Source organism: Cupriavidus sp. SIMBA_020, from assembly GCF_046535395.1.
GTDB lineage: Bacteria > Pseudomonadota > Gammaproteobacteria > Burkholderiales > Burkholderiaceae > Cupriavidus > Cupriavidus campinensis.
Map to the genome: position 1 here is coordinate 820,299 of NZ_JAWRWU010000001.1, position 21,022 is coordinate 841,320.

General features: G+C 60.9%; 21 protein-coding genes. 9 read left to right on the forward strand and 12 right to left on the reverse strand.

Annotated elements, in window-relative coordinates:
- Position 1 precedes the first annotated feature (1 nt).
- From SB751_RS03895 to SB751_RS03935, 9 genes are all read right to left on the reverse strand, one after another.
- A complete protein-coding gene (locus SB751_RS03895; protein ID WP_410747799.1) occupies positions 2 to 247 on the reverse strand; it encodes a hypothetical protein in 246 nt (81 codons plus the stop codon).
- Positions 248 to 314: 67 nt separating this feature from the next.
- Complete coding sequence (locus SB751_RS03900; protein WP_410747800.1) at positions 315 to 758, reverse strand: hypothetical protein; 444 nt, start codon at positions 756 to 758, stop codon at positions 315 to 317.
- Positions 759 to 925: 167 nt separating this feature from the next.
- Positions 926 to 1,771 carry a hypothetical protein gene (locus tag SB751_RS03905; RefSeq protein ID WP_410747801.1) on the reverse strand — a complete coding sequence of 282 codons (846 nt, stop codon included), beginning with the start codon at positions 1,769 to 1,771 and terminating at the stop codon, positions 926 to 928.
- Between the two features lie 21 nt (positions 1,772 to 1,792).
- The gene (locus SB751_RS03910) at positions 1,793 to 2,068 is read right to left on the reverse strand and encodes a hypothetical protein (protein WP_410747802.1); all 276 of its coding nucleotides are present in this window, start codon (positions 2,066 to 2,068) and stop codon (positions 1,793 to 1,795) included.
- A complete protein-coding gene (locus tag SB751_RS03915) occupies positions 2,061 to 3,872 on the reverse strand; it encodes a hypothetical protein (protein WP_410747803.1) in 1,812 nt (603 codons plus the stop codon). Before SB751_RS03915 ends, SB751_RS03910 begins: the two co-directional genes overlap by 8 nt.
- Before the next feature lie 14 nt (positions 3,873 to 3,886).
- Positions 3,887 to 4,084 (reverse strand): helix-turn-helix transcriptional regulator, encoded by a 198-nt coding sequence (locus SB751_RS03920; protein WP_410747804.1) that lies wholly within the window; start codon positions 4,082 to 4,084, stop codon positions 3,887 to 3,889.
- 119 nt (positions 4,085 to 4,203) lie between these two features.
- Positions 4,204 to 4,941, reverse strand: a complete 738-nt coding sequence (locus SB751_RS03925) for a hypothetical protein (protein WP_410747805.1) — start codon at positions 4,939 to 4,941, stop codon at positions 4,204 to 4,206.
- Positions 4,942 to 5,576: 635 nt separating this feature from the next.
- Positions 5,577 to 6,065 (reverse strand): DUF3489 domain-containing protein, encoded by a 489-nt coding sequence (locus tag SB751_RS03930; RefSeq protein ID WP_410747806.1) that lies wholly within the window; start codon positions 6,063 to 6,065, stop codon positions 5,577 to 5,579.
- Positions 6,066 to 6,073: 8 nt separating this feature from the next.
- Positions 6,074 to 6,277 carry a hypothetical protein gene (locus tag SB751_RS03935; RefSeq protein WP_410747807.1) on the reverse strand — a complete coding sequence of 68 codons (204 nt, stop codon included), beginning with the start codon at positions 6,275 to 6,277 and terminating at the stop codon, positions 6,074 to 6,076.
- Positions 6,278 to 6,526: 249 nt separating this feature from the next.
- On the opposite strand from SB751_RS03935, the gene SB751_RS03940 reads away from it, so the two are divergent.
- The 8 genes from SB751_RS03940 to SB751_RS03975 are packed head-to-tail and all read left to right on the forward strand — an operon-like array spanning position 6,527 to position 16,955.
- The gene (locus SB751_RS03940) at positions 6,527 to 6,760 is read left to right on the forward strand and encodes a MarR family transcriptional regulator (protein ID WP_162524625.1); all 234 of its coding nucleotides are present in this window, start codon (positions 6,527 to 6,529) and stop codon (positions 6,758 to 6,760) included.
- Positions 6,761 to 6,798: 38 nt separating this feature from the next.
- Entirely contained in the window at positions 6,799 to 9,570 is a 2,772-nt protein-coding gene (locus SB751_RS03945; protein ID WP_410747808.1) for an N-6 DNA methylase, read from the forward strand.
- The gene (locus SB751_RS03950) at positions 9,563 to 10,834 is read left to right on the forward strand and encodes a restriction endonuclease subunit S (RefSeq protein WP_410747809.1); all 1,272 of its coding nucleotides are present in this window, start codon (positions 9,563 to 9,565) and stop codon (positions 10,832 to 10,834) included. Before SB751_RS03945 ends, SB751_RS03950 begins: the two co-directional genes overlap by 8 nt.
- Positions 10,827 to 11,477: a DUF4433 domain-containing protein gene (locus SB751_RS03955; RefSeq protein ID WP_410747810.1), complete on the forward strand. Its 651-nt coding sequence runs from the start codon at positions 10,827 to 10,829 to the stop codon at positions 11,475 to 11,477. Before SB751_RS03950 ends, SB751_RS03955 begins: the two co-directional genes overlap by 8 nt.
- Positions 11,477 to 12,553: a macro domain-containing protein gene (locus SB751_RS03960; RefSeq protein WP_410747811.1), complete on the forward strand. Its 1,077-nt coding sequence runs from the start codon at positions 11,477 to 11,479 to the stop codon at positions 12,551 to 12,553. The genes SB751_RS03955 and SB751_RS03960 overlap by 1 nt, the downstream gene beginning before the upstream one ends.
- 9 nt (positions 12,554 to 12,562) lie before the next feature.
- Positions 12,563 to 15,826 carry a type I restriction endonuclease subunit R gene (locus tag SB751_RS03965; protein ID WP_410747812.1) on the forward strand — a complete coding sequence of 1,088 codons (3,264 nt, stop codon included), beginning with the start codon at positions 12,563 to 12,565 and terminating at the stop codon, positions 15,824 to 15,826.
- Positions 15,826 to 16,533 (forward strand): M48 family metallopeptidase, encoded by a 708-nt coding sequence (locus SB751_RS03970; protein ID WP_410747813.1) that lies wholly within the window; start codon positions 15,826 to 15,828, stop codon positions 16,531 to 16,533. The genes SB751_RS03965 and SB751_RS03970 overlap by 1 nt, the downstream gene beginning before the upstream one ends.
- Positions 16,530 to 16,955, forward strand: coding sequence for a hypothetical protein (locus SB751_RS03975; RefSeq protein WP_410747814.1), 426 nt, complete (start codon positions 16,530 to 16,532; stop codon positions 16,953 to 16,955). The genes SB751_RS03970 and SB751_RS03975 overlap by 4 nt, the downstream gene beginning before the upstream one ends.
- A 256-nt stretch (positions 16,956 to 17,211) precedes the next feature.
- Here the strand turns inward: SB751_RS03975 and SB751_RS03980 are convergent, their stop codons facing one another.
- Entirely contained in the window at positions 17,212 to 17,580 is a 369-nt protein-coding gene (locus SB751_RS03980; protein ID WP_144197425.1) for a hypothetical protein, read from the reverse strand.
- Between the two features lie 141 nt (positions 17,581 to 17,721).
- On the opposite strand from SB751_RS03980, the gene SB751_RS03985 reads away from it, so the two are divergent.
- A complete protein-coding gene (locus SB751_RS03985; RefSeq protein ID WP_144197529.1) occupies positions 17,722 to 18,126 on the forward strand; it encodes a hypothetical protein in 405 nt (134 codons plus the stop codon).
- 70 nt (positions 18,127 to 18,196) lie between these two features.
- Here SB751_RS03985 and SB751_RS03990 read toward each other — a convergent pair whose 3' ends face one another.
- Positions 18,197 to 18,667: a DUF1854 domain-containing protein gene (locus SB751_RS03990; RefSeq protein ID WP_144197528.1), complete on the reverse strand. Its 471-nt coding sequence runs from the start codon at positions 18,665 to 18,667 to the stop codon at positions 18,197 to 18,199.
- Positions 18,668 to 18,701: 34 nt separating this feature from the next.
- Complete coding sequence (locus SB751_RS03995) at positions 18,702 to 21,002, reverse strand: ABC transporter ATP-binding protein (protein ID WP_144197424.1); 2,301 nt, start codon at positions 21,000 to 21,002, stop codon at positions 18,702 to 18,704.
- Positions 21,003 to 21,022 lie beyond the last annotated feature (20 nt).

Genomic DNA, 21,022 nt, shown 5'->3' on the forward strand with positions numbered 1-21,022 from the left:
CTCAATCCTCCCAGATCTGCAATGCGTCCAGCGTCATCCACAGGCGGGCATCATCGATGGTGGCCATCTCGCGCGTAGCAAGGTCCCGGTCAAGGCTCCGCCCCTCTTTGCCGGTGTAACGGTAGATTTGCCCAGCGTGCTGCACACGCACCGGGCCATAGGCGTCAAACTCGACCTGCACTGGCATGCTTCCGCGCAGGCGCTTGTTGGTGTCGGTCACCACTGCGGTGACGGTTGTGATGGTCATTTCGGTGTCCTTTATCGAGAGTGGTTTTCGGACCTCCATGAACGCGCTGTGGCGACCAGAAGCCAAGTCAAACCGCGCTCTGTTCGGGGGCGTCGGCTTGCCCTGTCGCCACATCGACACGCTCGCCCAGCAGCGTCTGCGGTTTGCCGGTGCGCCGGTCCTTGATGCCCAGGATGTAGACCTCGCCGTTCCACACCCCGCAGGCCACGTCGGTGTCACTGGCCGTGGCCGGCATCAACCAGCCGGTGATGCCATTGGGCAACTGCAGCAGTTCATCCATCTGCTGGATGGGCCAGCGCATCGCCTCCTGGTAATGGTCGGCAAACTCCAGCAGTTGCTGAGGCACGTCCGGGAAGTTCTCCTGGCTGAGGATGGGAATCCAGACCAGCGGCGCTCCACTGGCAAACCAGCCTTGCACGCGGTGTTCGACTTCTGGGTTGTAGTGCTGCAGCCGTTCAACGGGCACGTGGCGGGCGCCATCGCTGGCTTGGGGTTCTGTCGTGCGGTTCATCAAAAGCTCCTTGAGTGGTAACCCGGCACGGCGCCGGGCGGTAACCGGGGTGGTAACTGGTAACCCCGTTTCGGGGTCTGTCGGTAGCGGGGCAGCGCGCTCGCGCCCCCCGTATGGCGTTTTGGCGAGGAAGGACCCAATTCGCCTGTGGGCCGGTTGCGTGACGATCAGGCCGCTGGCATTTCTGCCGCCAGTGCATCGCCAGCGGCCTCGATCAACGCTCGAGGAATCTCAACCGGGAAGCGACTTTCCTCGTGGTGGTAGTTGATCTGGCGCCGGGCCGCCGAGGCGCGAGCCAGTGCGTTCATGACCGGCATCAACTGCTCGTGCAGCTCGATTTCGGCCATTGCCGCACGGCAGTGGATGAAGTGGTCCCTCGCCTTGCGCACGGCATCGGGCATGCCAGCCAGTTGACCTTGAATCGCATCACGCTGACGCTCAAGTTCAGCCTGCGATGCCCGGGTGATGCGCAGCTCCACCTCCAGCTTGGTCAAGGTTTCAGGCACGACGAATTCGGCTTCGGTGTCCAGCAGCGTCCGGGATGCCGACTTCGTCTCGACAGCAATGCGCGTTTCGAGGTCCGCCAGCCGCTTGGCAATCTTGGTCAGTTGGCCATCGACCGTCTGCACCTCAGCGCTGAGCGCCTTGCGTTGTGCCATCAGATCGTCAAGCTGCTTGCGGGCCAGTGCGAAGCGCTCGGGCGTGGCCAGGGCCTGCTGCAGCGGTCGCAGTTGGCCCTCCAGGTTGGACACCTTCGACTTGAGCCTTTCCATCCGCTGATTTGCCTCGCACAGGATGGGCCAGTGGGCTTTGGCGGCCGGTGGCGTGTTCATCGACAGAGAGCCGGCGGCATCACGCAGCCGGGTTTGCTTCTCGCGTGCCGCAGCGTGCTCGGCTTCAGCCTCTGCCAATTCGGCCTTGAGGGGCGCGAGTTCCAGGTTGAGCGCGTCGCGCTCAGCCTTGACTTTGTCGAGGTAGGGGTTGGACTTCTTGCCGAACGGGTTCAGTTTCATGGTGATGGTCTCCAGGTTTGATCAGGGATGGATGGGGTAGTGGGTATCGCCGGGCCGCGCGACGGTGCTGACCCACAGGCCGGGGCCCACCTGCTTCTTGATGCCGACCGGCGCACCGGGGCGGCGGGGATGGCTGGTGGCCAGCCAACCCCGGTGGGAGTTGGTTTGCCCGGTTATCGCCGCAATCGCGGCAGCCAGCGGGGACAGCTGCGTTTCGGCAGAGGTGGATGGGCTGGTGGTCTGCGGCGTGATGCCGAGAACCTTGGCCCAGATGGGATGCAAGTTGGGATTACTCACGGTGAGCTCCATATCGAGTGCCACCCTCGATGCCGGGTGGCGTGGCAGGATTGGTTTGGGAACGGGTCTGGGCAATGCGCCAGCGCGCGCCCTCACGGCTGTGGCCGAGATGCGTGATGTCGATGCCCTTGGCGCGGTAGGCCGGGGCGATGCGGCGCAACTGATCCGACAGACCTTTGGGTGATCGCGGCCAACTGCTGCGGTCGGGGATGCTGTGGGTGTTCAGCAGGTCGTAGAGCTGGCCGGCGGTGCCCTGCCAGTTCAAGGGAAGCACACGGTCCGCGAGGTACTTGTCCAGTGCCTGCGCGACGGCGTTGCTTTCCAAGGCCCGGTCGATGCCCGCGCGCACGAGTTCGGCGTACTGCTGCTGGAATTCACCAGCGGCGAAGCCCAGGGCGCGGGCTACTGCCTCGCCCAGGCGCTCGTAATCAGCCATGCGCTGCTTCTGGGTGAGCTTGACCGTCGGCAGAATGGCCAGCGCCGCCGAGAACAGATCGAGCAAGCCAGCGAACACCTTGGGTTGATCACGTTCCCAGCCTGCTTGGGTGTCGGCATCGTCACGCCGGGCATCTGCGGGGATGGTCGGCAGATCGACGTGAATCACCCGGTCGATCAGGTCCGGTCGCGTGGCAACCACGGCGATGCCGTTGAGCACCACCGGCCGCTTGGTCTCCATCACGTGCTCTTCGCCATTGGTGTAGAGCTGGCGCGAGGCAAAGCCGCCGCCGGTGGCCAGGGTGCAAAAGGCATCCTGTTGCTCGGGCGTGAGGCCGGAGAGGTTCTCGTAGCTGACCAGCCAGTTGTTGGCTGCGGCGACGAACACGTCCTCCACCGTCTTGGGCCGCCCGCGCAGCATCACCTTGTTGGGATCGACCAGACTGCGCAGCACGGATTGCGTGGTGGATTTCGCCGAGCCTTGTTCGCCCACCAGTTCCAGCACTGGGAAAGGCGTGTCCGGGCGAAAGCAGTCCAGCAGCCACGCCAGCACCATCACGCGGCTGTACGCCGGAATGTTGGTGTGCTGCCAGAGCAATCCGACATCACCCTGCGCGACCGGCATCGGCAGCGGGCGCATGGAGGGCGTGCGGGTGAAATACACCGGCGACTCGTTCACCACCCGCCAGCCCTGGGGGGTGACGTGAATGGCCTGCCACTGCTCATCGGCCAGATCGATCAGGTAGCCATCGTCACTCCGGGCGGCGCGGACGTGGACTTCGATCTCGTCGCCATCGTTGATGCCCGCAGCGGCGAGCGTGGCCAGCGCCGACTTCATCGTGGTCTCCGACACGCCCATTTCCTTGGCACGCCAGTACGCCGCCCGCAGCCAGTCCTCGAAGCCTGACGAATACACCCGCCACACTTCGCGCCGACTGGGCATGGGAATCACGGCGACCGCATTGCGATCCGCGTCGTGGTGCAACTGGCACTGCGCCCGGGCCAGCGCCACCAGTTCATCGAGCGCGCTCGCGTCGTCATCGCTGCCGGGCAGTTCATCGCGCACCAGCTTGTCGAGGACCGTCACCGAGCAATCACGGTTCGCCTTCTTGGCGGCGTGGCGCAGGCGCAAGTAGCTGGGCAGGTCCGTGGCCTTGAGGATCGAGAAGGCGCGCACCACGTCTTCCTCGGCCAGCACGCCCACGTCATCCACCAGACGGACCAGTGCCGCCTCGATCACATCAACGGGATCGGTGTCAGGTGTTGGCCCTGGAGTGGCCACAGCATCCATCTCGACCGTGTGATGGTCGTGATGGTGGTGACGGTCGTTCTCTACTACTCCGTCCGGCGAAGGGATGGGCGCGCTCATCATCACCGCCCGAATCAGCGCGAGCGTTCGATGAGATGGCGAATGTCCTCAGCGCGCCAGACCGTGGTCTTGCTGCCGAGTTTGATGCCTTGGGGGAATTTGCCTTCCCGGATACCAGCCCACCAGGCCGAACGGCTGATGGGGATCAGGGACAGAATCTGCGGCAACCGAACGAAGCCGGTTTCGGGCAGTGCAGGACGGGGTTGGTACATGGCGAGCATCCGTGGTCGTTTGGGGATGCTCTGTATTGAATGCCACAAGAATCGGCATTCATAGACACGGTGCGCGCACGATGATCACGCTGCGCGCAGCGTGAAGGTTCGCAGTGAAATTACTTGGGCGGCGAGTCCTTTGGAATCCCCGCGATCCAATTCTTGATCGTGCCCGGTGCCTTGCAGACCTGCGCGCCGATGATGCGGTAGGCCTCTTCCTTGGTGCGGTACGTATTCGATGCGAACAGTTGCAGGGCCTTTTGCCTTGCGGCCCGGTTGCTGGCGTGTCGAGCATCGGCCGCCCGTCTGACAGCCTGGCTTTGCGCCTTGCGCACTTCGTCGGCGGCAACGGGCTCTGGTGTGAGCCCTGCCTTCCACGCCTCTTCGATGATCTGCTCAGCTGACGGTGACTCCGGCAATAGATCGGCCAGCACCAAGGATTCCAGCGACTCCATCAACGCTTCAACCGCCGGCCTGATGATGATCCCGGGCGGGGTATCTGTTGTGGCCTCAATCACCGCGCCCAACTTGTAGAGCGCCAAGAGCCGGAGGTAATCCCGATCCGTTGCCGGTGCTGACCTCAGGCGCGGCCACTCGGCTTGATTGGTGACCTCGATGAACCAGTCCAAGTCGCGCTGCTCGCGTCGGTTGACCAGCTCGCCGCCGTGCTTGATTTGCGCCAATGTCACGGTATCGGTGATGGCGGCATCCATGCTGGCCAACATCTGCGCCAACTGCTCTGTGCTAAAGCGCTGCAAATCTTCTCGGGCGCAGGCAGCAATCCGCACCGCGTTCGGCAACTCCAGAAGTTGTTCGAGCGGTGTGGTCAGGGCCAGGGTGAGCAGATGGGGATTCATTGCCCATCAGTCTACCGAGGGTGGTCCAGCACCGTCCACGTTCATCCATGCTGGGGACATCGCCCAGTACGATCCACCGCCACGCTCCCTGCGTGATGATCGTGCCGAGGGCGTATCTGTGCTTTCGCCGGTGTAAACAATAAGCGGCGACCGTCACGACCATCACCACTGTCACATCGGGCCAGCGCCTGTGATGGTGGTGACGATGGTGATGGTCAGCGTCTATTGTTATGGCCCGCGCACGCATACATGCCCCAGGCAAAAGGGGTCCTTCCTGGCGATATTCCAATACGGGGGGCGACAGCGCAGCATTGCGCCACCGTCAGACCAGAAAACAAGGTTTGCAGGGTTTGCGGTTCGCACCCGGCGGCGTTGGCCAGCGGGCCAGATCCCACGTCAGCACTGGCGTTCGCAGGATGGAGGGGAATACGGAAGGTGCGAACCAGGGTGCGTACCGAGTTCGCAGGTTTGCACACCGGCCGCGCGGAAAACGGCCTGGGACGAAAACTCAATGCTGGTGCGGGTTTGCTGGTGGTTTTATGTCGAATGTTGCGAAATCGGCCACCGAGGGTGTCCAGGATTTGGAGCCCCTTACGACAAGGGCGTGAGCTGAATTCACTCCCTGTCCGTGATGATCAGACCACCCGATACACCCGCTCGCCGGATTCGTTGTGCGCCAGCACCACGTTCAAGCCCAGCTTCTTGCGCAGCATCCCGGAGATCGCGCCGCGCACCGTGTGCGGCTGCCAGCCGGTGGCCAGCATTAATTGCAGGCTGGTTGCTCCCTGCGGGCGGCGCAGTGCCATCACCAGCGAGGCGAGCTTGGTGCCGGGGCGGATCGGGATGCCCTCCAGAAGCTGGAGATCGCCGATGGTGTCCATCGGCTGGACGTCATCCGGCAGCATGGGTCGTTTCTGGCCGATGGCCGCATAGCCCGCGTCGGTCATAACGTGGCCGTCGTCGGTAGGATCGATCCACCCGCGCTGCAGCAGTGAGGTCAGCACCTTGACCCGTGCGCCGCCGCGCAGTGTGTCAGGCGGGATGACTCGCCCATCAGGACGGCGGGCGGCAGTGCGCAGTAGCAGGCTTTGCGCTGGGGAGAGTTTGAGCAGGGTCTCCATCATGGCCTCCGTCACTTGACCTGGCCGTCGAAGATCGCCAGCAGGTTATCCAGCGCCTGATCCACCCGCCCGAGGTCACCGACGTGGCCCCAGTGGATGGCGTCCGGGTCGTGGCCGAAGTGGTTATCGGCCAGTTGGCGCAGGGCTTCGATCTTGGCGAGGATCATCGGCAGGCGTTGAAGGTAGGTGTCGAGGGCGGTGGACTGGGTGGTCATGGCTGGCTCCGGGTTGATGGATAACACCACCATTCACGCGCTGAACGATCAAGAAGCCAAGCAAAGATGATTAGAAACCTGGCTCTCCAGCCCCTCGTAATAGTTGTGTCGGACTGATACAATGGAGGGTAATTTTCTGTTGATCCAGAACCATTCGCCATGAAACGTTGTGTAGTCGGAATTCGACCCACTGATGCGCCTGAGGCCACGGTTTCAGGCAAGCAGATGCCTACGGTCTGGTTTCCGTCGATGGCCACGCTGGCGGCGGTCTTGTCGGAGGACAACCGCGCCTTGCTGCGGCTGATCCGGCAGGCCAAGCCCAAGACCATGACCGAGCTGGCGGCACTGTCGGGGCGGCAGGTCCCCAACCTGTCGCGCACGCTGCGGATGATGGAAGGGTACGGACTGGTGGCTTTGACCAAAAATGCCCGCCAAACCCGTCCCACTGCGCTGGCCACCGAATTCCTGGTGGTGCTGGATTGAGTTGCAGAGACAACAAGAACCGAGGAACAGACTGAACGATGCCATCCGCCAAACTCACACTCGCCCGCCTGGAAAGTTTGCTGCTCACGGCATGCGATGATCTGCGCGGCAACATGGATGCCAGCGAGTACAAGGAATACATTTTTGGCATGCTGTTCCTCAAGCGCGCCAGCGATCTGTTCGATCAGCGTCGGGAAGAGATCAAGAGGGAAGGCAAGGCGGCGGGTCTGTCTGAGGCCGACATCGCCCTCAACCTCGAAGACCCGGATCAATACTCGGGCAAATACTTCTACGTGCCGCCACGAGCCCGCTGGAACGATCCGTGGGTAGACGATGCAGGCAACCAGCAGCCTGCGCTCAAGCACGTCAAGGAAAACGTCGGCTCCACGCTCAACAAAGCACTGGAAGCGCTTGAGGAAGAAAACGCCGATGCCTTGCAGGATGTGCTCAAGGGCACCATCAACTTCAACCGCAAGATCGGCCAGAACACGCTGGATGACGACACCCTGGTCGACTTCATCCAGAACTTCGAAAAGATCCCGCTGCGGGATGATGATTTCGAATTCCCCGATCTGCTCGGTGCCGCCTATGAATGGCTGATCAAGCACTTTGCCGATTCGGCAGGTAAGAAAGCAGGCGAGTTCTACACCCCGGCCGAGGTAGTGCGCATCTGCGTCGAAATCTGCGACCCCAAAGAAAACATGAGCGTGTACGACCCAACCGTTGGCTCGGGAGGCATGTTGATCCAGGCACGTGACTACCTGCGCGAATGTGGGGCTGATGCCGCCGAGTTGTCGCTCAACGGGCAGGAAAAGATGGGCACCACCTGGTCCATCTGCAAGATGAACATGCTGCTGCACGGCATCTCGCACGCGGACATCCGTAATGCCGATACCTTGGCTGACCCGCAGCACAAAGACGAAAACAACGAGCTGCGCCGCTTTGACCGTGTGCTTGCCAATCCGCCCTTCAGCCAGAACTACGCCAAGACCAAATCCAAGGACGACGGCAGCGGTGCCAAGAAAAAAGAACCCATCGCCTACCCCGGCCGCTTTCACGTCTGGATGCCGGAAAAGGGGAAAAAAGCCGACCTGATGTTCGTGCAGCACATGCTGGCGGTACTCAAGAGCAATGGCCGCATGGCCACTGTCATGCCGCACGGCGTGCTGTTCCGTGGCGGTGAGGAGCGCGAGGCGCGCCAGTACTTCATCGACCGGGGTTATCTCGAGGCCGTCATTGGCCTGCCCAGCAACCTGTTCTACGGCACCGGCATCCCGGCCTGCATCCTGGTGCTGAACAAGGAAGGTGCGCAGCAGCGCGATCACGTGCTCTTCATCAATGCCGACCGCGAATACCGCGAGGGCAAGGCGCAAAACCACCTGCGTCCGGAAGACATCGACAAAATTGTTCACGCCTACCGCGCTGGGCAGAACATTGACGGCTACGCCAAGCGCGTCCCGGTGGCCGATATCAAGGCGGAAGACTACAACTGCAACATCCGCCGCTATGTGGACAACGCCCCGCCACCAGAGCCGCACGACGTGCGCGCCCATCTGCACGGCGGCGTGCCAGTCAGCGAAGTCGATGCCCTGGGCCACTTTTGGCAGAACTACGCGGGCCTGCGCGAAAGCATCTTTGTGCCCCGTGCCACGGCAACCCATGGCATCTGGTATGCCGACTTTGCCGCCCCCCTGGCCGACAAGCGCGACATCGCCCCGCACATCAACAGCCACGCCAGCGTCACCCAGCGCCATGCCCAGTTCATGACCGATCTGGCCGACTGGTGGCAACAGCACCTGCCCGTCATCGAGGCGCTGGCCCCGGATGCGGACAACCAGCACGCCACCGGGCGCAACGTCTACGCCGTGCGCGCCACGCTGCTCGACAGCATTGAGCGCACCTTTGCAGGGCAGCACCTGCTCAACCGCTATCAGGTACGCGGCGCTTTTGCCAACTACTACAAAGGGCTGGTGTCCGATTTCAAATCCATCGCCGCCAGCGGCTGGGGGCCGGAGCTGATTCCGGATGAAGACATCCTGCAAAGCCAGTTCCCCGAGGTATTGGCAGAACTGGAACAACAGCACGCCCGCCTCGCCGAGTTGCAAGCCCTGTTTGCCGCTGCCAGTGAAGAGGATTTTGAAGATACTGAAGACACCGGGGTGCTGCCTGCCGATGAGGTGAAAACCCTCAAGGATGAACTCAAGGAAGCCAACGCCGAGTGGAAAGCCCAGCTCAAGACGCTCAAGGGCGCCGTGGGCGATCTGTTCACCGAAATCAAGGTGGCCGGGCGTTTGCCCAAGGGCACGGACAAAGGTCACCATTGCAGCGATGGCTTCACCGCCAAGGAAGTGCAGTTCGCCAACGGCCAGCGCGTGCTCGATCTCGCCGCCTCCGTGGGCCACGCCTCCACTTTCACGTCAGTGATCCAAGCCGCCATGGCTGCTGGCCAGCAGGCCAAGGCCACTGCCGGACGCATCGAAGCCAAGCTGACCACGCATAAGGCACTGGAAGACGAAGCCAAATCCCTGAAGGCCGCCATCAAGTCCACCGAGGCCAAGAAGGACGAACTGGTGGAGCAGGCGCGCCTGAAGATCAGCAAGGACGAGGCACGGCAGGTCATCGTTGAACGTCTGGGCAAGCTGCTGTTCGAAAGCTACCGGCAATACCTGCGGGCGGATCAACGCGCCTGCATCGCGGCGGTCGAAAACCTGTGGAGCAAGTACGCCGTCACGGCGAAGCAGATCGAGTCCGAGCGGGATGAAGCGGTCAAGGCGCTGCAGGAATTCCTGGTGGAGTTGGGGTATGAGTGAACGTACCCTCACCGACATTGCGACCATCAATCCACCGCTGACGAGAACGCCAAAGCTTGGTGAGTTGGTCAGTTTTGTTTCAATGAGTGGGGTCAGTGAAGGTGGTGGCATAACTGAGTCAAGCGAATTGCCCTTCGACACCGTCAACTCTGGCTTCACCCGTTTCCAGAACGGCGATGTCCTATTCGCCAAGATCACCCCGTGCATGGAGAACGGTAAGGGCGCTTTGGCGGAAAGTCTAACAGGTGGGGTTGGCTGCGGCAGCACTGAGTTTCATGTACTAAGGGCCACGCAAGCCAGTGTTCCCGGATATCTGTACCAGTTGATGCAATGGAAGCAGACACGGCAGACAGCCGAAATATTCATGTCCGGCTCAGCGGGCCAGCAGCGTGTTCAATCAGACTTCTTTAGTCGCTATAAGGTCTACGCTCCGGCTTTGCCCGTACAGCGAAAAATTGCCACCATCCTCTCCAGCATCGACACCGCCATCGAAAAAACCGAAGCCCTGATCGCCAAATGCCAGCAGATCAAGGCTGGCCTGATGCGCGACCTGTTCACCCGTGGCGTGCTGCCCAACGGCCAACTGCGCCCGCCGCGCGAACAGGCCCCGGAGCTTTATCAGGAAACGGCGATTGGGTGGATTCCCAAAGAGTGGCAGTACGAGCTGCTCGATAAGCTTGCGCTTCGTGGCAGCGGACACACGCCTAACAAGAATTTCCCCGAGTATTGGAACGGCGGAATTAAATGGGTTTCTCTGGCTGACTCCCATCGCCTTGATCAGCTTTACATCTCGGACACTGAACTTCAGATCAGCCATAAAGGAATCCAGAATTCCTCCGCTGTTTTGCATCCGGCGGGCATCGTTGTCTTGTCTCGTGATGCTGGTGTCGGCAAAAGCGCGATCACCACGGAGCCTATGGCCGTCAGCCAGCACTTCATGTGCTGGAAGTGCGACCAAAAAATGGATAACCACTTCCTGTATTACTGGCTTCAATTTAATAAACGGACATTTGAAAATATCGCGATGGGCAGCACCATTCTTACGATTGGGTTGCCATACTTCAAAAAGATGAAGATCGCGTGCCCAATTGAGATGGAGGAGCAGAGGAATATTGCCGCCAAGATTAAAGCTTCTGATACCCGCATATTTTCATTGCAGGATGAGCTTTCAAAATTGAAGCAGCAGAAGCAAGGATTGATGCACGATCTGCTAACCAGCAAAGTGCCCGTCAAGATCGAAGAACCCGAGGTGGTCGATGGTTAACCACTATCCCAACCTCAACCCGGAAAAGGCGCTGATCTGGCGCATTGTCCATCGCGACAATCTACCGTGGATTCTCGATAACGGCGTGCATTGCAAAAGCGCGGCCGTGCAGGACCCGAACTTCGTGCCCATCGGCAATGCAGATTTGATTGATCGGCGTACTCATCGGGTGGTGCCGGTAGCACCTGGTGGGGTGCTTTCGAATTACGTGCCGTTTTACTTCACGCCGTTTTCGCCCATGATGTACAACATCTATACCGGGCGCGGGGAAGTGACAAAGCGGCGCAATGAGGAAATCTGCATCCTCGTCTCCACGCTCCACAAGGTGCACCAGATGGGTTTGCCTTTTGTGTTTACAGATCGGCACGCATACCCGCCGCTTGCAAGGTACTTCAATAGTGTCGATAGTTTGAATGAGATTGATTGGCCGTTGTTGCAGGCCCGCAATTTCAAGCGGAATCCGGATGATCCGGAGCAGATTGAACGTTACCAAGCGGAAGCCTTGGTTCACAACCATTTACCGGTGGCCGGGCTGGTTGGCATCATTTGCTACACGGATGCAGTTAAAAACACACTCGACCAACACATTCAGGCCAGAGGCTTGAAAATGGATGTTCGGGTTATGCCACAGTGGTACTTCTGATGATTACATTCACTCAAGGCAATTTGCTGGAGGCCCGAGCCGAGGCGCTGGTCAACACCGTTAACACCGTCGGGGTGATGGGCAAGGGCATCGCGTTGATGTTCAAGGAGCGTTTCGACGAGAACTTCCGACGTTACGCCACCGCCTGCAAGGCCAAGGAAGTTCAGACCGGCAAGATGTTCGTCACGCCGGTGCACGAACTCGACGGCCCGCGCTGGATCATCAACTTCCCCACCAAGCAGCACTGGCGTGCGCCGTCGCGCATGGAATGGGTGGTCGAGGGCCTGCAGGACTTGCGGCGCTTCCTGATCGAGCAGCAGGTCAAGTCGATCGCCATCCCGCCGCTGGGCGCGGGCAATGGGGGGCTGGAATGGGCCGAGGTGCGCGAACAGATTGAGCGGGCGCTGGGTGATCTGGATGTCGATATTCTGGTGTTCGAGCCCACCAAGCAGTACCAGAACGTGGCCAAGCGCGCTGGTGTCGAGAAGCTGACACCCGCCCGTGCGCTGATTGCCGAACTGGTGCGCCGCTACTGGGTGTTGGGCATGGAGTGCAGTCTGCTGGAGATCCAGAAGCTGGCGTGGTTTCTGGAGCGGGCCATCGAGCGCTGCAACCCGGGCGACAACCCGTTGAATCTGCAGTTTGCGCCGCATAAGTACGGCCCATACGCCAACCGGCTCGATCATCTGCTGAACAATCTGGATGGCAGCTACCTGCACTCCGAAAAGCGCATCAGCGACGCGGACCCACTGGATGTGATCTGGTTCGACGACGAGCGTAAGGCTTTCGTCCAGACTTATCTCAAGAGCGAGGCCAAGGCCTACACGCAAGCGTTGGAGTCCACCGCCGCGCTCATTGATGGCTTTGAATCGCCCTTCGGCATGGAACTGCTGGCAACCGTGGATTGGCTGTTGGCTCGTGAAGGTGTTGCGCCCAATGTGCCCGCCTTGCGTGAAGGGCTGCGCCACTGGCGTGGCGGCCCGGATGCCGCTGCCCGCAAGGATCGCCTGTTTGACGACCGGGCGCTGGGCATTGCCCTGGAGCGCCTGACACAGCCCGCCACCGCGCTGGCTTGAGGGGGCGGCGTGAGCGAATACACGGAGGTCGAACGCCCATTCCTACAACAACTGGCAGAGCTGGGCTGGACGATCATCGACCAGGGCACGGGCGTACCCCAGGATGCAACCCCCAGCCTGCGCGCCAACTTCCGCCAATGCTTGTTGCCGGAGGTGTTCGACCGTGCCGTGCGTGCCATCAACCGCACCGACGATGGGCGTGAATGGCTGACCGACCGTCAGTTGGAAGACTTGCGCAGCCAATTGCTGCGCCACCCGAACCGAACCTTGCTGGAGGCCAATGAGGCCGTGCAGGCGATGCTGTTCAAGGCGCAGGCCGATTTGAATGAGCTGACGGGCGAAGCTGACCCGGTAGTACGGCTGATCGACTTCCACAACCCGGCGAATAACCAGTTCCACGCCATCAACCAGTTCCGCATCGACACGCCGGGCTGCGTGAAGGCCTTCATCATCCCGGACATCGTGCTGTTCGTGAACGGCATTCCGCTGGTGGTCGTGGAGTGCAAGAAAGGCTCGGAAACCTGTGCCAATCCGATGCAGGAAGCTTTTGTGCAACTGCAGCGCTACATGCGCCGCCGCAAGGAGACGGAAGCCTCTGGCCTGAAAGAAGGCGAGCCCCGACTGTTCTATAGCAGCCTGATGCTGGTGCGCAGTTGCGGGCTGGAGGCCGACTACGGCACCATCACCTCGGGCGAAGAGCATTTCTATGCCTGGAAGACACTCCACCCCGCCGACGATTCCGCGCTAACCGGAATGAATGCACAACAGCAGTTGATCACCGGGATGCTGAACAAGGCCAATCTGCTGCAGATCCTGCGCACCAGTTCGGTTTTCATGGATACCGACGGCGGGCCACGGGTGAAGGTGGTGTGCCGCTATCAGCAATTCCGTGCCGCCAACAAGATCATCGAACGCCTGCGCACCGGCGAAACTGCCACCGAGCGCAGCGGCGTGGTGTGGCACACGCAAGGCTCGGGCAAATCACTGACCATGGTGTTTCTGGCGCGAATGATGCGCGCCAGCCGCTATCTGTCCGACTACAAGATCGTGCTTGTCAATGACCGGCAAGACCTGGAAGAACAACTGGGCGACACCGCCACGCTGATTGGCGGGCGGGTGAATGTGATCGAAACCCGGGCGGGCCTGCGCCAGCATCTGTCGACAGACAGTTCGGACATCAGCATGGTGATGATCCACAAGTTCCAGGAGCACAAGCAGACGCTAACTAACACCGTGGCGGAAGCGTTGGGCACTTACTTGGCTATGCCAGCGGGCAGGACTTTCGGCGTGGTCAACACGTCGGACCGCATCATCCTGATGATCGACGAGGCGCACCGCACACAAAGCTCAGACCTGGGCGACAACCTGTTCGAGGCATTCCCCAACGCCACGCGCATTGCCTTCACCGGCACACCGTTGATCACGGAGCGCCACGGCGAAAAGAAAACCCACAAGCGCTTTGGCGAGTACATCGACACCTACCGTCTGATGGACGCGGTGAACGACGGGGCCACGCTGCAGATCCTCTACGAAGGCAAAACCGCCGACAGCGCGCTGAACGAAAAGCACGCTTTTGACGAAGCCTTTGAAGACCTGTTCCGCGACCGCAGCGAAGAAGAACTGCTGGCGATCAAGAAGAAGTACGGCGCGACCGGCGACATCTTGGAGGCCGAAAACCGCATCAACGCGATTGCGCGTGACATGGTGGCGCACTACGTCGACAACATCCTGCCCAACGGCTTCAAAGCTCAGGTGGTGTGCCATTCGAAGCTGGCGTGTATTCGTTACCAGAACGGCATCAAAGCAGCATTGGCCGAGCGCTTGGCCCGTGAGGAGGCCAAGGCCTCGCCGGATAGCGATCTGATCAAGCGCTTGCGCTTTCTGAAAACGGCCGTGGTGGTGTCGTCGGATGGCACCAATGAGGCGGCTTACATCACCCAAGCGCGCAAGGAAGCCCAGCGCATGAACGCGGTAGAGAACTTCTGCCGCAACTTAGATTTTGAAGACCCGGATAAGGAATACACCGGCATCGCTTTTCTGATCGTGTGCGACATGCTGCTCACGGGCTTTGATGCGCCCATCGAGCAGGTGATGTACATCGACAAAAAGCTGCGCGAGCACACTCTGCTGCAAGCCATTGCCCGAACCAACCGCGTGAAGAAGGGCAAACAGCGCGGTTACATCGTCGATTACATCGGCCTGGCCAACCACCTGACCGATGCCCTGACCCTGTACGCGGCCAGCGACGAGTTGCAGGAACTGCACGACGGGATGAAGAATATCGCGTCGGAACTGCCTGTATTGGAAGAGCGTTACCAGCGACTGCTTCAGCACTTCACAGCGTTGGGCATCAAACAGATCAAAGCCTTCGTTAATGGCGAGTTGCCCAATTTGGATGCCGAGGCTGCCGTGGTGCACGAAGCAGTGAAGGCGCTCAAGGATGACAAGAAGCGCGCTGATTTTGAGGTGTACTTCAAGAAGTTTTTGATGAGCCTGGACATCATCCTGCCCAACGCATCTGCGCAGCCCTACCGCGTACCCGCGAAGCGCTTCGGCTACATCCTGCAGGTGACCAAGGAGCGTTACAAGGACACTAGCCTGGACCTCGGCAGCGCTGGCGAAAAGGTGAAGGCGCTGATCAACGAGCACCTGATCAGTCTGGGCATCAACCCCAAGGTGCCACCGGTCGAGTTGCTGGCAGAAGACTTCCTCGACAAACTGGCCGCGCACGCGGGTCAGAACAACGAGGCCAAGGCCAGCGAGATGGAGCACGCCATCCGCAAGCACTGCACGGTTCACCACGATGAAGATCCGGCCTTCTACAAGAGCCTGTCGGAAAAGGTCGATGCGCTGATCGAGAAACACCACGACGAATGGGATCTGCTTGCCGAAAAATTGGCCGAGCTGCGCAAGGAAGCCATTTCGGGCCGTCAGCGGGGTGAGGACGGCATGAGCAAGGAGGTGACGACCTTCTACGAATACATCGTGCAGCTTGGCTTCGCGAGTGGTTCTGTCAATGATGCAGACAAGCCTGCATTCAAGGCATTGATGGAGACCACCGTGGAAATACTGCAAGAAACCATTGCCAGCATCGATTTCTGGCAGAACCCCGATAAACAGAAGCGCGTGCGCGGTTTGATCAAAACCGAAATCGCCAAGACGGGCATCGAGGAACTAAAGCTCAATCGTGAGCGCGTGGCCGTGGAAATCATGAAGCTTGCCAAGAACCGGCACGATGAACTGGTCAACATGGCACGAGCAGGGAGCGTCTAATGCAGCTCCGTCAAGTGCGTGATATTGAATACCAGCTGCTGCCTGGCTCAGACCGCCAGACGACAGATATCGTGATCGAGCGCGATGGCATCATCACCGTTCGTCCGCCAAAACTGATGACGCCCGAGCAAGTAGATGAAACCGTTTTAGCCAAGCGGATGTGGATCTACCGCAATGTGGCGGAATGGCGTGACCTCAATGCCACTCGCGTCACGCGCGAGTGGGTCAGCGGCGAAACCTTCCTTTATTTGGGCAGTTGCTACCGATTGCAACTGGTGGCCGAGCAAGACGAACCGCTCAAGCTGAAAGATGGCCGGTTCTGCCTGCTGCGCGACATTGTCGAGTGCGGCGGCCAGGACGCCGCCCATCAAGCGTTCGAGGCTTTCTACAAGACCAAAGGCATGCCCCGGATTCAGAAGCGCGTGGCGTACTTCGCGGCCAAGGTGGGCGTGACGGCAGGCGTCATCCAGATCAAGGATCTTGGCTACCGATGGGCGTCCTGCACCAAGCGCGGTGACCTGCATTTCCACTGGAAATGCCTCATGGCCCCGCTGACCATCATCGACTACATCATCGTCCACGAGCTTTGCCATATGCACCATCGCGACCACTCAGACGCGTTCTGGAACGAGGTAGACAAGGTGCTGCCGGATTACCGGGAAAGAAAAGAATGGCTCAGGATTCGGGGCGCGGAGTTGGACCTGTGACGCGTCAGCCGGGAATAGGGCCTGCAAACTCGAATGGTTCAGATGCCGAGGGAGCGGTAGATGCAGATCTGGCGGAAGTGTTTGCAAAGCTACACGAACTACGCGCACACGCCACCACTCTCGGCCTTTTTACGGATGACCGCGAGCTCTTGGTCTGCCTAAGCTGCGGATTGCAGGAGGACGTTACGATTGAGGGGGTGTTGATCACGCACGACTTCGAATCTCTTGACGTCAGTGACAGCGGGCAGCGCTTCACCGAGAGGCAAGACGGGCGTTTCTCTTGCCCGCGATGCGGTGCCGACGTCGTGGCGTCTGAAATTGAAGCACTGGGCGCGCTGATCCTGAAAGGTGAAGAACAGGTCGCCGAAGGCAAGGTCACGCCGATCGTTGAGGTTGTTGAGCGGCGGCCCCAACGAACGTAACGTGCAGCCACTCGGCGAACATCAATCAGCAGTTATTCGAAAATTTCGAATAACTGCAAGCAAGCCCGCAGCAACCCGCACATGTGCTCATAATCTCGGGAGGCCAGTCGGCACCGGGTCAACCGTCCGCCACCAGTATTACCGTCCGACATTCCTTTTTCTTCAGGAAACGCCGGACAAGCGAAAACCCCGTCAATCGATGACGGGGTTTTTTCTTTTCTGCCGACCCAAAATCCGTGTGCCGCTCAGTGCACCCTCAATGCACCGATTCCGCCGGCTGGCTCGCTGCCAGGCGTGCGGCATAGAATCGGTCCAGCACCACGTGCACGCCGAGCAGGCCGAAGAGATGTGCAGCCTCGTTCACCGATACCAGCACACCCGGCATCCACAGCCGCTGCAGGCGGCCGGGGGTCTGCCCGCTGAGTTCGGCAAACGCTTCCATGCCGTGCTCCTGGATGGCCTTGAACAGCACCAGGCCCACCAGGTACATATCGCCGGAATCCAGCGCAATGGCCGCTTGGGCAGCCCAGCGCACTTGCCGGTCTTCGTGTTTCTCCGCCTCGGCAAAGCGCTCCGTCGCCGTCTGGGCGACCGCTTCTCCGGGCGCTTGGAATGTCAGGCTCATTGCCAATCTCCAATGCCAGATCCCATGGATATCGGCAGATTTGCCATTTTCCTGAACCCTTCCGCAAAGACACGAGATAACGCATGGGTCCCTTGGCCGCGCGGGGCTACAATGGACGCCCGCCTCTTCCTGCCCAACCCCATGACCGACCATCCCCGCTTCACCCTCAACCGCTCCATGGTCATGCTGCTGCCCGAGCAGCCGTTCCTGGACTGGATCAAGGCCGTCGACCCGGAGCCCGTGCCAGGCCTGTCGCTCGAGGACGTCCGCGACGACGCCAGCGTCTTCCTGTTGCCGTCGGAAGTGGCGGATTCCCCGGAGACTGCTATGCGCTGGGTGGAAAAGCGCTGGCAGGCGTTCTTCGAATTCATGTTGGGCGAATGGTTTGATGATTCCATGTGGCCCGAGAATATGTCCCTGGCCATGTTCCGCGAATGGTTCACGCCGCGTTTCCATTCCATGGTGTGGGATATGGCGCCGGAGTCTCCCATCACGCATGAAGACTGGGATGACGAAGACGACGATATGCCGTCCATGCTGCACTAAATCCACCACCGGAAATTGAAACGGCACGCCCTGGGGCGTGCCGTTTTGCTTGCGCGAACAAGACTATAAATCAAAGAAAGCGATCGAGTATTTTGCGGCTCGGCTTGTCGAGCGCGAACAGGTCGCGAATCAGGTAATGAATGCCGTGGCTGTCGGAGATCAGCAGCGTGCTGCCGGTCAGTCGCCGGATGTCCTCTTCGCCACGCAGGACGAGATCGGTCTGCCCGCGATCGGTCCGCACCGTCCACACGCTCGGCGTGGCATAGGTGGACACTCCCACAATGCTACGAATTTCCGGCATGAATTCGCGCGCGGCCAGCTCGGCCTCGATCAGGGCGCGCATTGGCGGCGGCAGGACATCGAGGCGCGGAATCCACGCCAACTCGCGGCCATCGGTGCTGATCATGCCGACACCGTCGTCCGGCGCGGCAATCGGGAAGGCGCGCACGGGCACCACGCCCTCGTGCGCCATGCCGTCCGCCATCGTCAGGACGAGCTTGCCGAACGGGTTGCGGGACAACGTGTAGTCGGGCGTCTGCATAGCCGTTTGCCGAGAAATCGAATCACCAGGGGTATCACTGCGCATTGACGGCCTCCGTATCGAGGCGTTCGCCCGCGCTGGGCAACTCCGCTTCGGTATCGACGTTGCGCGCCTGCGCCTGGTAGAGCTTGTAGTAGGCCCCTTCGCGTGCGAGCAGTTCGTCGTGATTGCCGACTTCGACGATCTGCCCGCGATCCATCACCACCAGCCGATCGGCCTTGCGCAGCGTGGAAAGCCGGTGCGCGATGGCAATCGTCGTACGGCCCTGCACGAGGTTGTCCAGCGCCTTCTGGATTTCCTTCTCCGTGGTGGTGTCCACCGACGACGTGGCCTCATCCATGATCAGGATGCGCGGATTGATCAGCAGCGCACGCGCGATGGAGATGCGCTGGCGCTCGCCACCCGAGAGCGCCTGCCCCCGCTCGCCCACCAGCGAGTCATAGCCGTGCGGCAGGCGCAGGATGAACTCGTGCGCATGCGCGGCGCGCGCTGCGGCGACGATTTCCTCGCGCGTGGCGCTGGGCTTGCCGTAGGCGATGTTGTCGGCAATCGTGCCGAAGAACAGGAACGGCTCCTGTAGTACCAGTCCGATATGGCGGCGGAATTCGGATACCGGCAGCGAGCGGATGTCGATGCCGTCCACGCGAATCGCGCCCTCGGACACATCGTAGAAACGGCAGATCAGGTTGACCAGCGTGCTCTTGCCCGAGCCGCTGTGGCCGACCAGCCCGATCATCTCGCCCGGCCGGATCGACAGGTTCAGGCCACGGATCACAGCACGGTTGCCGTAGCGGAAGCCGAGGTCGCGCAGTTCGATGGCGCCCTCCACCTTCTCGAGGTGCACCGGGCGCTGCGGCTCCGGCACGCTCGACACATGGTCGAGGATGTCGAAGATCCGCTTGGCGCCGGCGGCGGCCTTCTGCGTGACCGACACAATCCGGCTCATCGAATCCAGACGCGTGTAGAAGCGGCTGATATAGGTCAGGAAGGCGACCAGCACACCCACCGTGATGGCATCGTGGCTGACCTGCCAGATGCCAAAGATCCAGACCACCAGCAGGCCCACTTCGGTCAGCAGCGTCACCGTGGGCGTGAACAGCGACCAGACGGCATTGACGCGGTCGTTGACGGCCAGATTGTGCTTGTTCGCCTCACGGAAGCGCTCGACCTCGCGCTTTTCCTGGGCGAAGGCCTTGACCACGCGGATGCCGGGAATGGTATCCGCCAGCACGTTGGTGATCTCGGACCAGATACGGTCGATCTTCTCGAATCCGTGGCGCAGGCGGTCCCGCACCAGGTGGATCATCCACGCGATGAACGGCAGCGGCACCAGCGTCACCAGCGCCAGCCACGGATTGATCGAGATCAGGATGATGGCCGTCATGGCAATCATCAGCACATCGGTCGCGAAATCGAGCAGGTGGAGCGACAGGAAGACGCAGATCCGATCGCTTTCCGAGCCGATGCGGGCCATCAGGTCGCCCGTACGCTTGCCGCCGAAGTATTCGAGCGACAGTTTTAACAGGTGTTCGTATGTGGTTGTTCGCAGATCGGCGCCGATGCGCTCGGATACGCGCGCCAGCAGATACGTCCGCGCCCAGCCCAGGCTCCACGCCACCAGCGCGGCACCGAGCAGCCCTGCCAGGTACATCTTGACCCGGTCATAATCGATCGGCACGCCGTTCTGGTACGGAATCAGCACCTTGTCCATCAATGGCATGGTCAGGTACGGCGGCACCAGCGTGGCAGCGGTGCCGAGCAGGGTCAGCAGGAAGCCGGCCAGCAGTTCCCACTGGTAGGGCCGCGCGAAGCGCCACAGGCGCAGCAGCGCCCAGGTGGACGGCGGCGTCTCAAGATCGCGGCTGCACTGGGGGCAGACGTCCTCGCCGGGGGGCAGTGGGGCCTTGCAGGTGGGGCAGACGTCGTCATCGGCCGGCTCCGCGGCCTGGCCGGTTGCCAGCAGCGCGCGACGCGCCTCGAACTGGTCGGCCAGCCGCAAGGCATCGGGATTGTAACCAAGCGTGTAGCGCCAGCTTCCCAGCCGGGCGCGGCCGTCGGCCAGCTCCAGCGAGCCGACCCCGGCATGGTCGCTATGGGCCAGCGTCAGCGCCGGTGTGATCTCCCAGTCGACGGTGTTTTTTTCACCGGGCGCCCGGGCAATGAGCCGGCGATCGGTCACAACCAGCCACCCTTGGGTAAAATGCAGCCTTGCGTCCAGGTCCAGGTCAAGGCCGGCCAGCACGGTTTCACCGGGCTGCAGGCTCGTGCCGATCTCGGCGCCCCAACGACCTTGCGGGCCGGAGGGGATTGGGACGGACGGGGAGGATTGGGTCATTATTGGCGCGAAATGCGTCC

Coding starts and splice junctions, on each gene's coding strand:
- SB751_RS03970 (WP_410747813.1), top strand. CDS start 15,826: ATGCAGCTCCGTCAAGTGCGTGATATTGAATACCAGCTGCTGCCTGGC.
- SB751_RS03950 (WP_410747809.1), top strand. CDS start 9,563: ATGAGTGAACGTACCCTCACCGACATTGCGACCATCAATCCACCGCTG.
- SB751_RS03985 (WP_144197529.1), top strand. CDS start 17,722: ATGACCGACCATCCCCGCTTCACCCTCAACCGCTCCATGGTCATGCTG.
- SB751_RS03935 (WP_410747807.1), bottom strand. CDS start 6,277: ATGACCACCCAGTCCACCGCCCTCGACACCTACCTTCAACGCCTGCCG.
- SB751_RS03895 (WP_410747799.1), bottom strand. CDS start 247: ATGACCATCACAACCGTCACCGCAGTGGTGACCGACACCAACAAGCGC.
- SB751_RS03915 (WP_410747803.1), bottom strand. CDS start 3,872: ATGAGCGCGCCCATCCCTTCGCCGGACGGAGTAGTAGAGAACGACCGT.
- SB751_RS03960 (WP_410747811.1), top strand. CDS start 11,477: ATGATTACATTCACTCAAGGCAATTTGCTGGAGGCCCGAGCCGAGGCG.
- SB751_RS03920 (WP_410747804.1), bottom strand. CDS start 4,084: ATGTACCAACCCCGTCCTGCACTGCCCGAAACCGGCTTCGTTCGGTTG.
- SB751_RS03990 (WP_144197528.1), bottom strand. CDS start 18,667: ATGCAGACGCCCGACTACACGTTGTCCCGCAACCCGTTCGGCAAGCTC.
- SB751_RS03900 (WP_410747800.1), bottom strand. CDS start 758: ATGAACCGCACGACAGAACCCCAAGCCAGCGATGGCGCCCGCCACGTG.
- SB751_RS03925 (WP_410747805.1), bottom strand. CDS start 4,941: ATGAATCCCCATCTGCTCACCCTGGCCCTGACCACACCGCTCGAACAA.
- SB751_RS03940 (WP_162524625.1), top strand. CDS start 6,527: ATGGCCACGCTGGCGGCGGTCTTGTCGGAGGACAACCGCGCCTTGCTG.
- SB751_RS03905 (WP_410747801.1), bottom strand. CDS start 1,771: ATGAAACTGAACCCGTTCGGCAAGAAGTCCAACCCCTACCTCGACAAA.
- SB751_RS03995 (WP_144197424.1), bottom strand. CDS start 21,002: ATGACCCAATCCTCCCCGTCCGTCCCAATCCCCTCCGGCCCGCAAGGT.
- SB751_RS03980 (WP_144197425.1), bottom strand. CDS start 17,580: ATGAGCCTGACATTCCAAGCGCCCGGAGAAGCGGTCGCCCAGACGGCG.
- SB751_RS03930 (WP_410747806.1), bottom strand. CDS start 6,065: ATGATGGAGACCCTGCTCAAACTCTCCCCAGCGCAAAGCCTGCTACTG.
- SB751_RS03945 (WP_410747808.1), top strand. CDS start 6,799: ATGCCATCCGCCAAACTCACACTCGCCCGCCTGGAAAGTTTGCTGCTC.
- SB751_RS03955 (WP_410747810.1), top strand. CDS start 10,827: ATGGTTAACCACTATCCCAACCTCAACCCGGAAAAGGCGCTGATCTGG.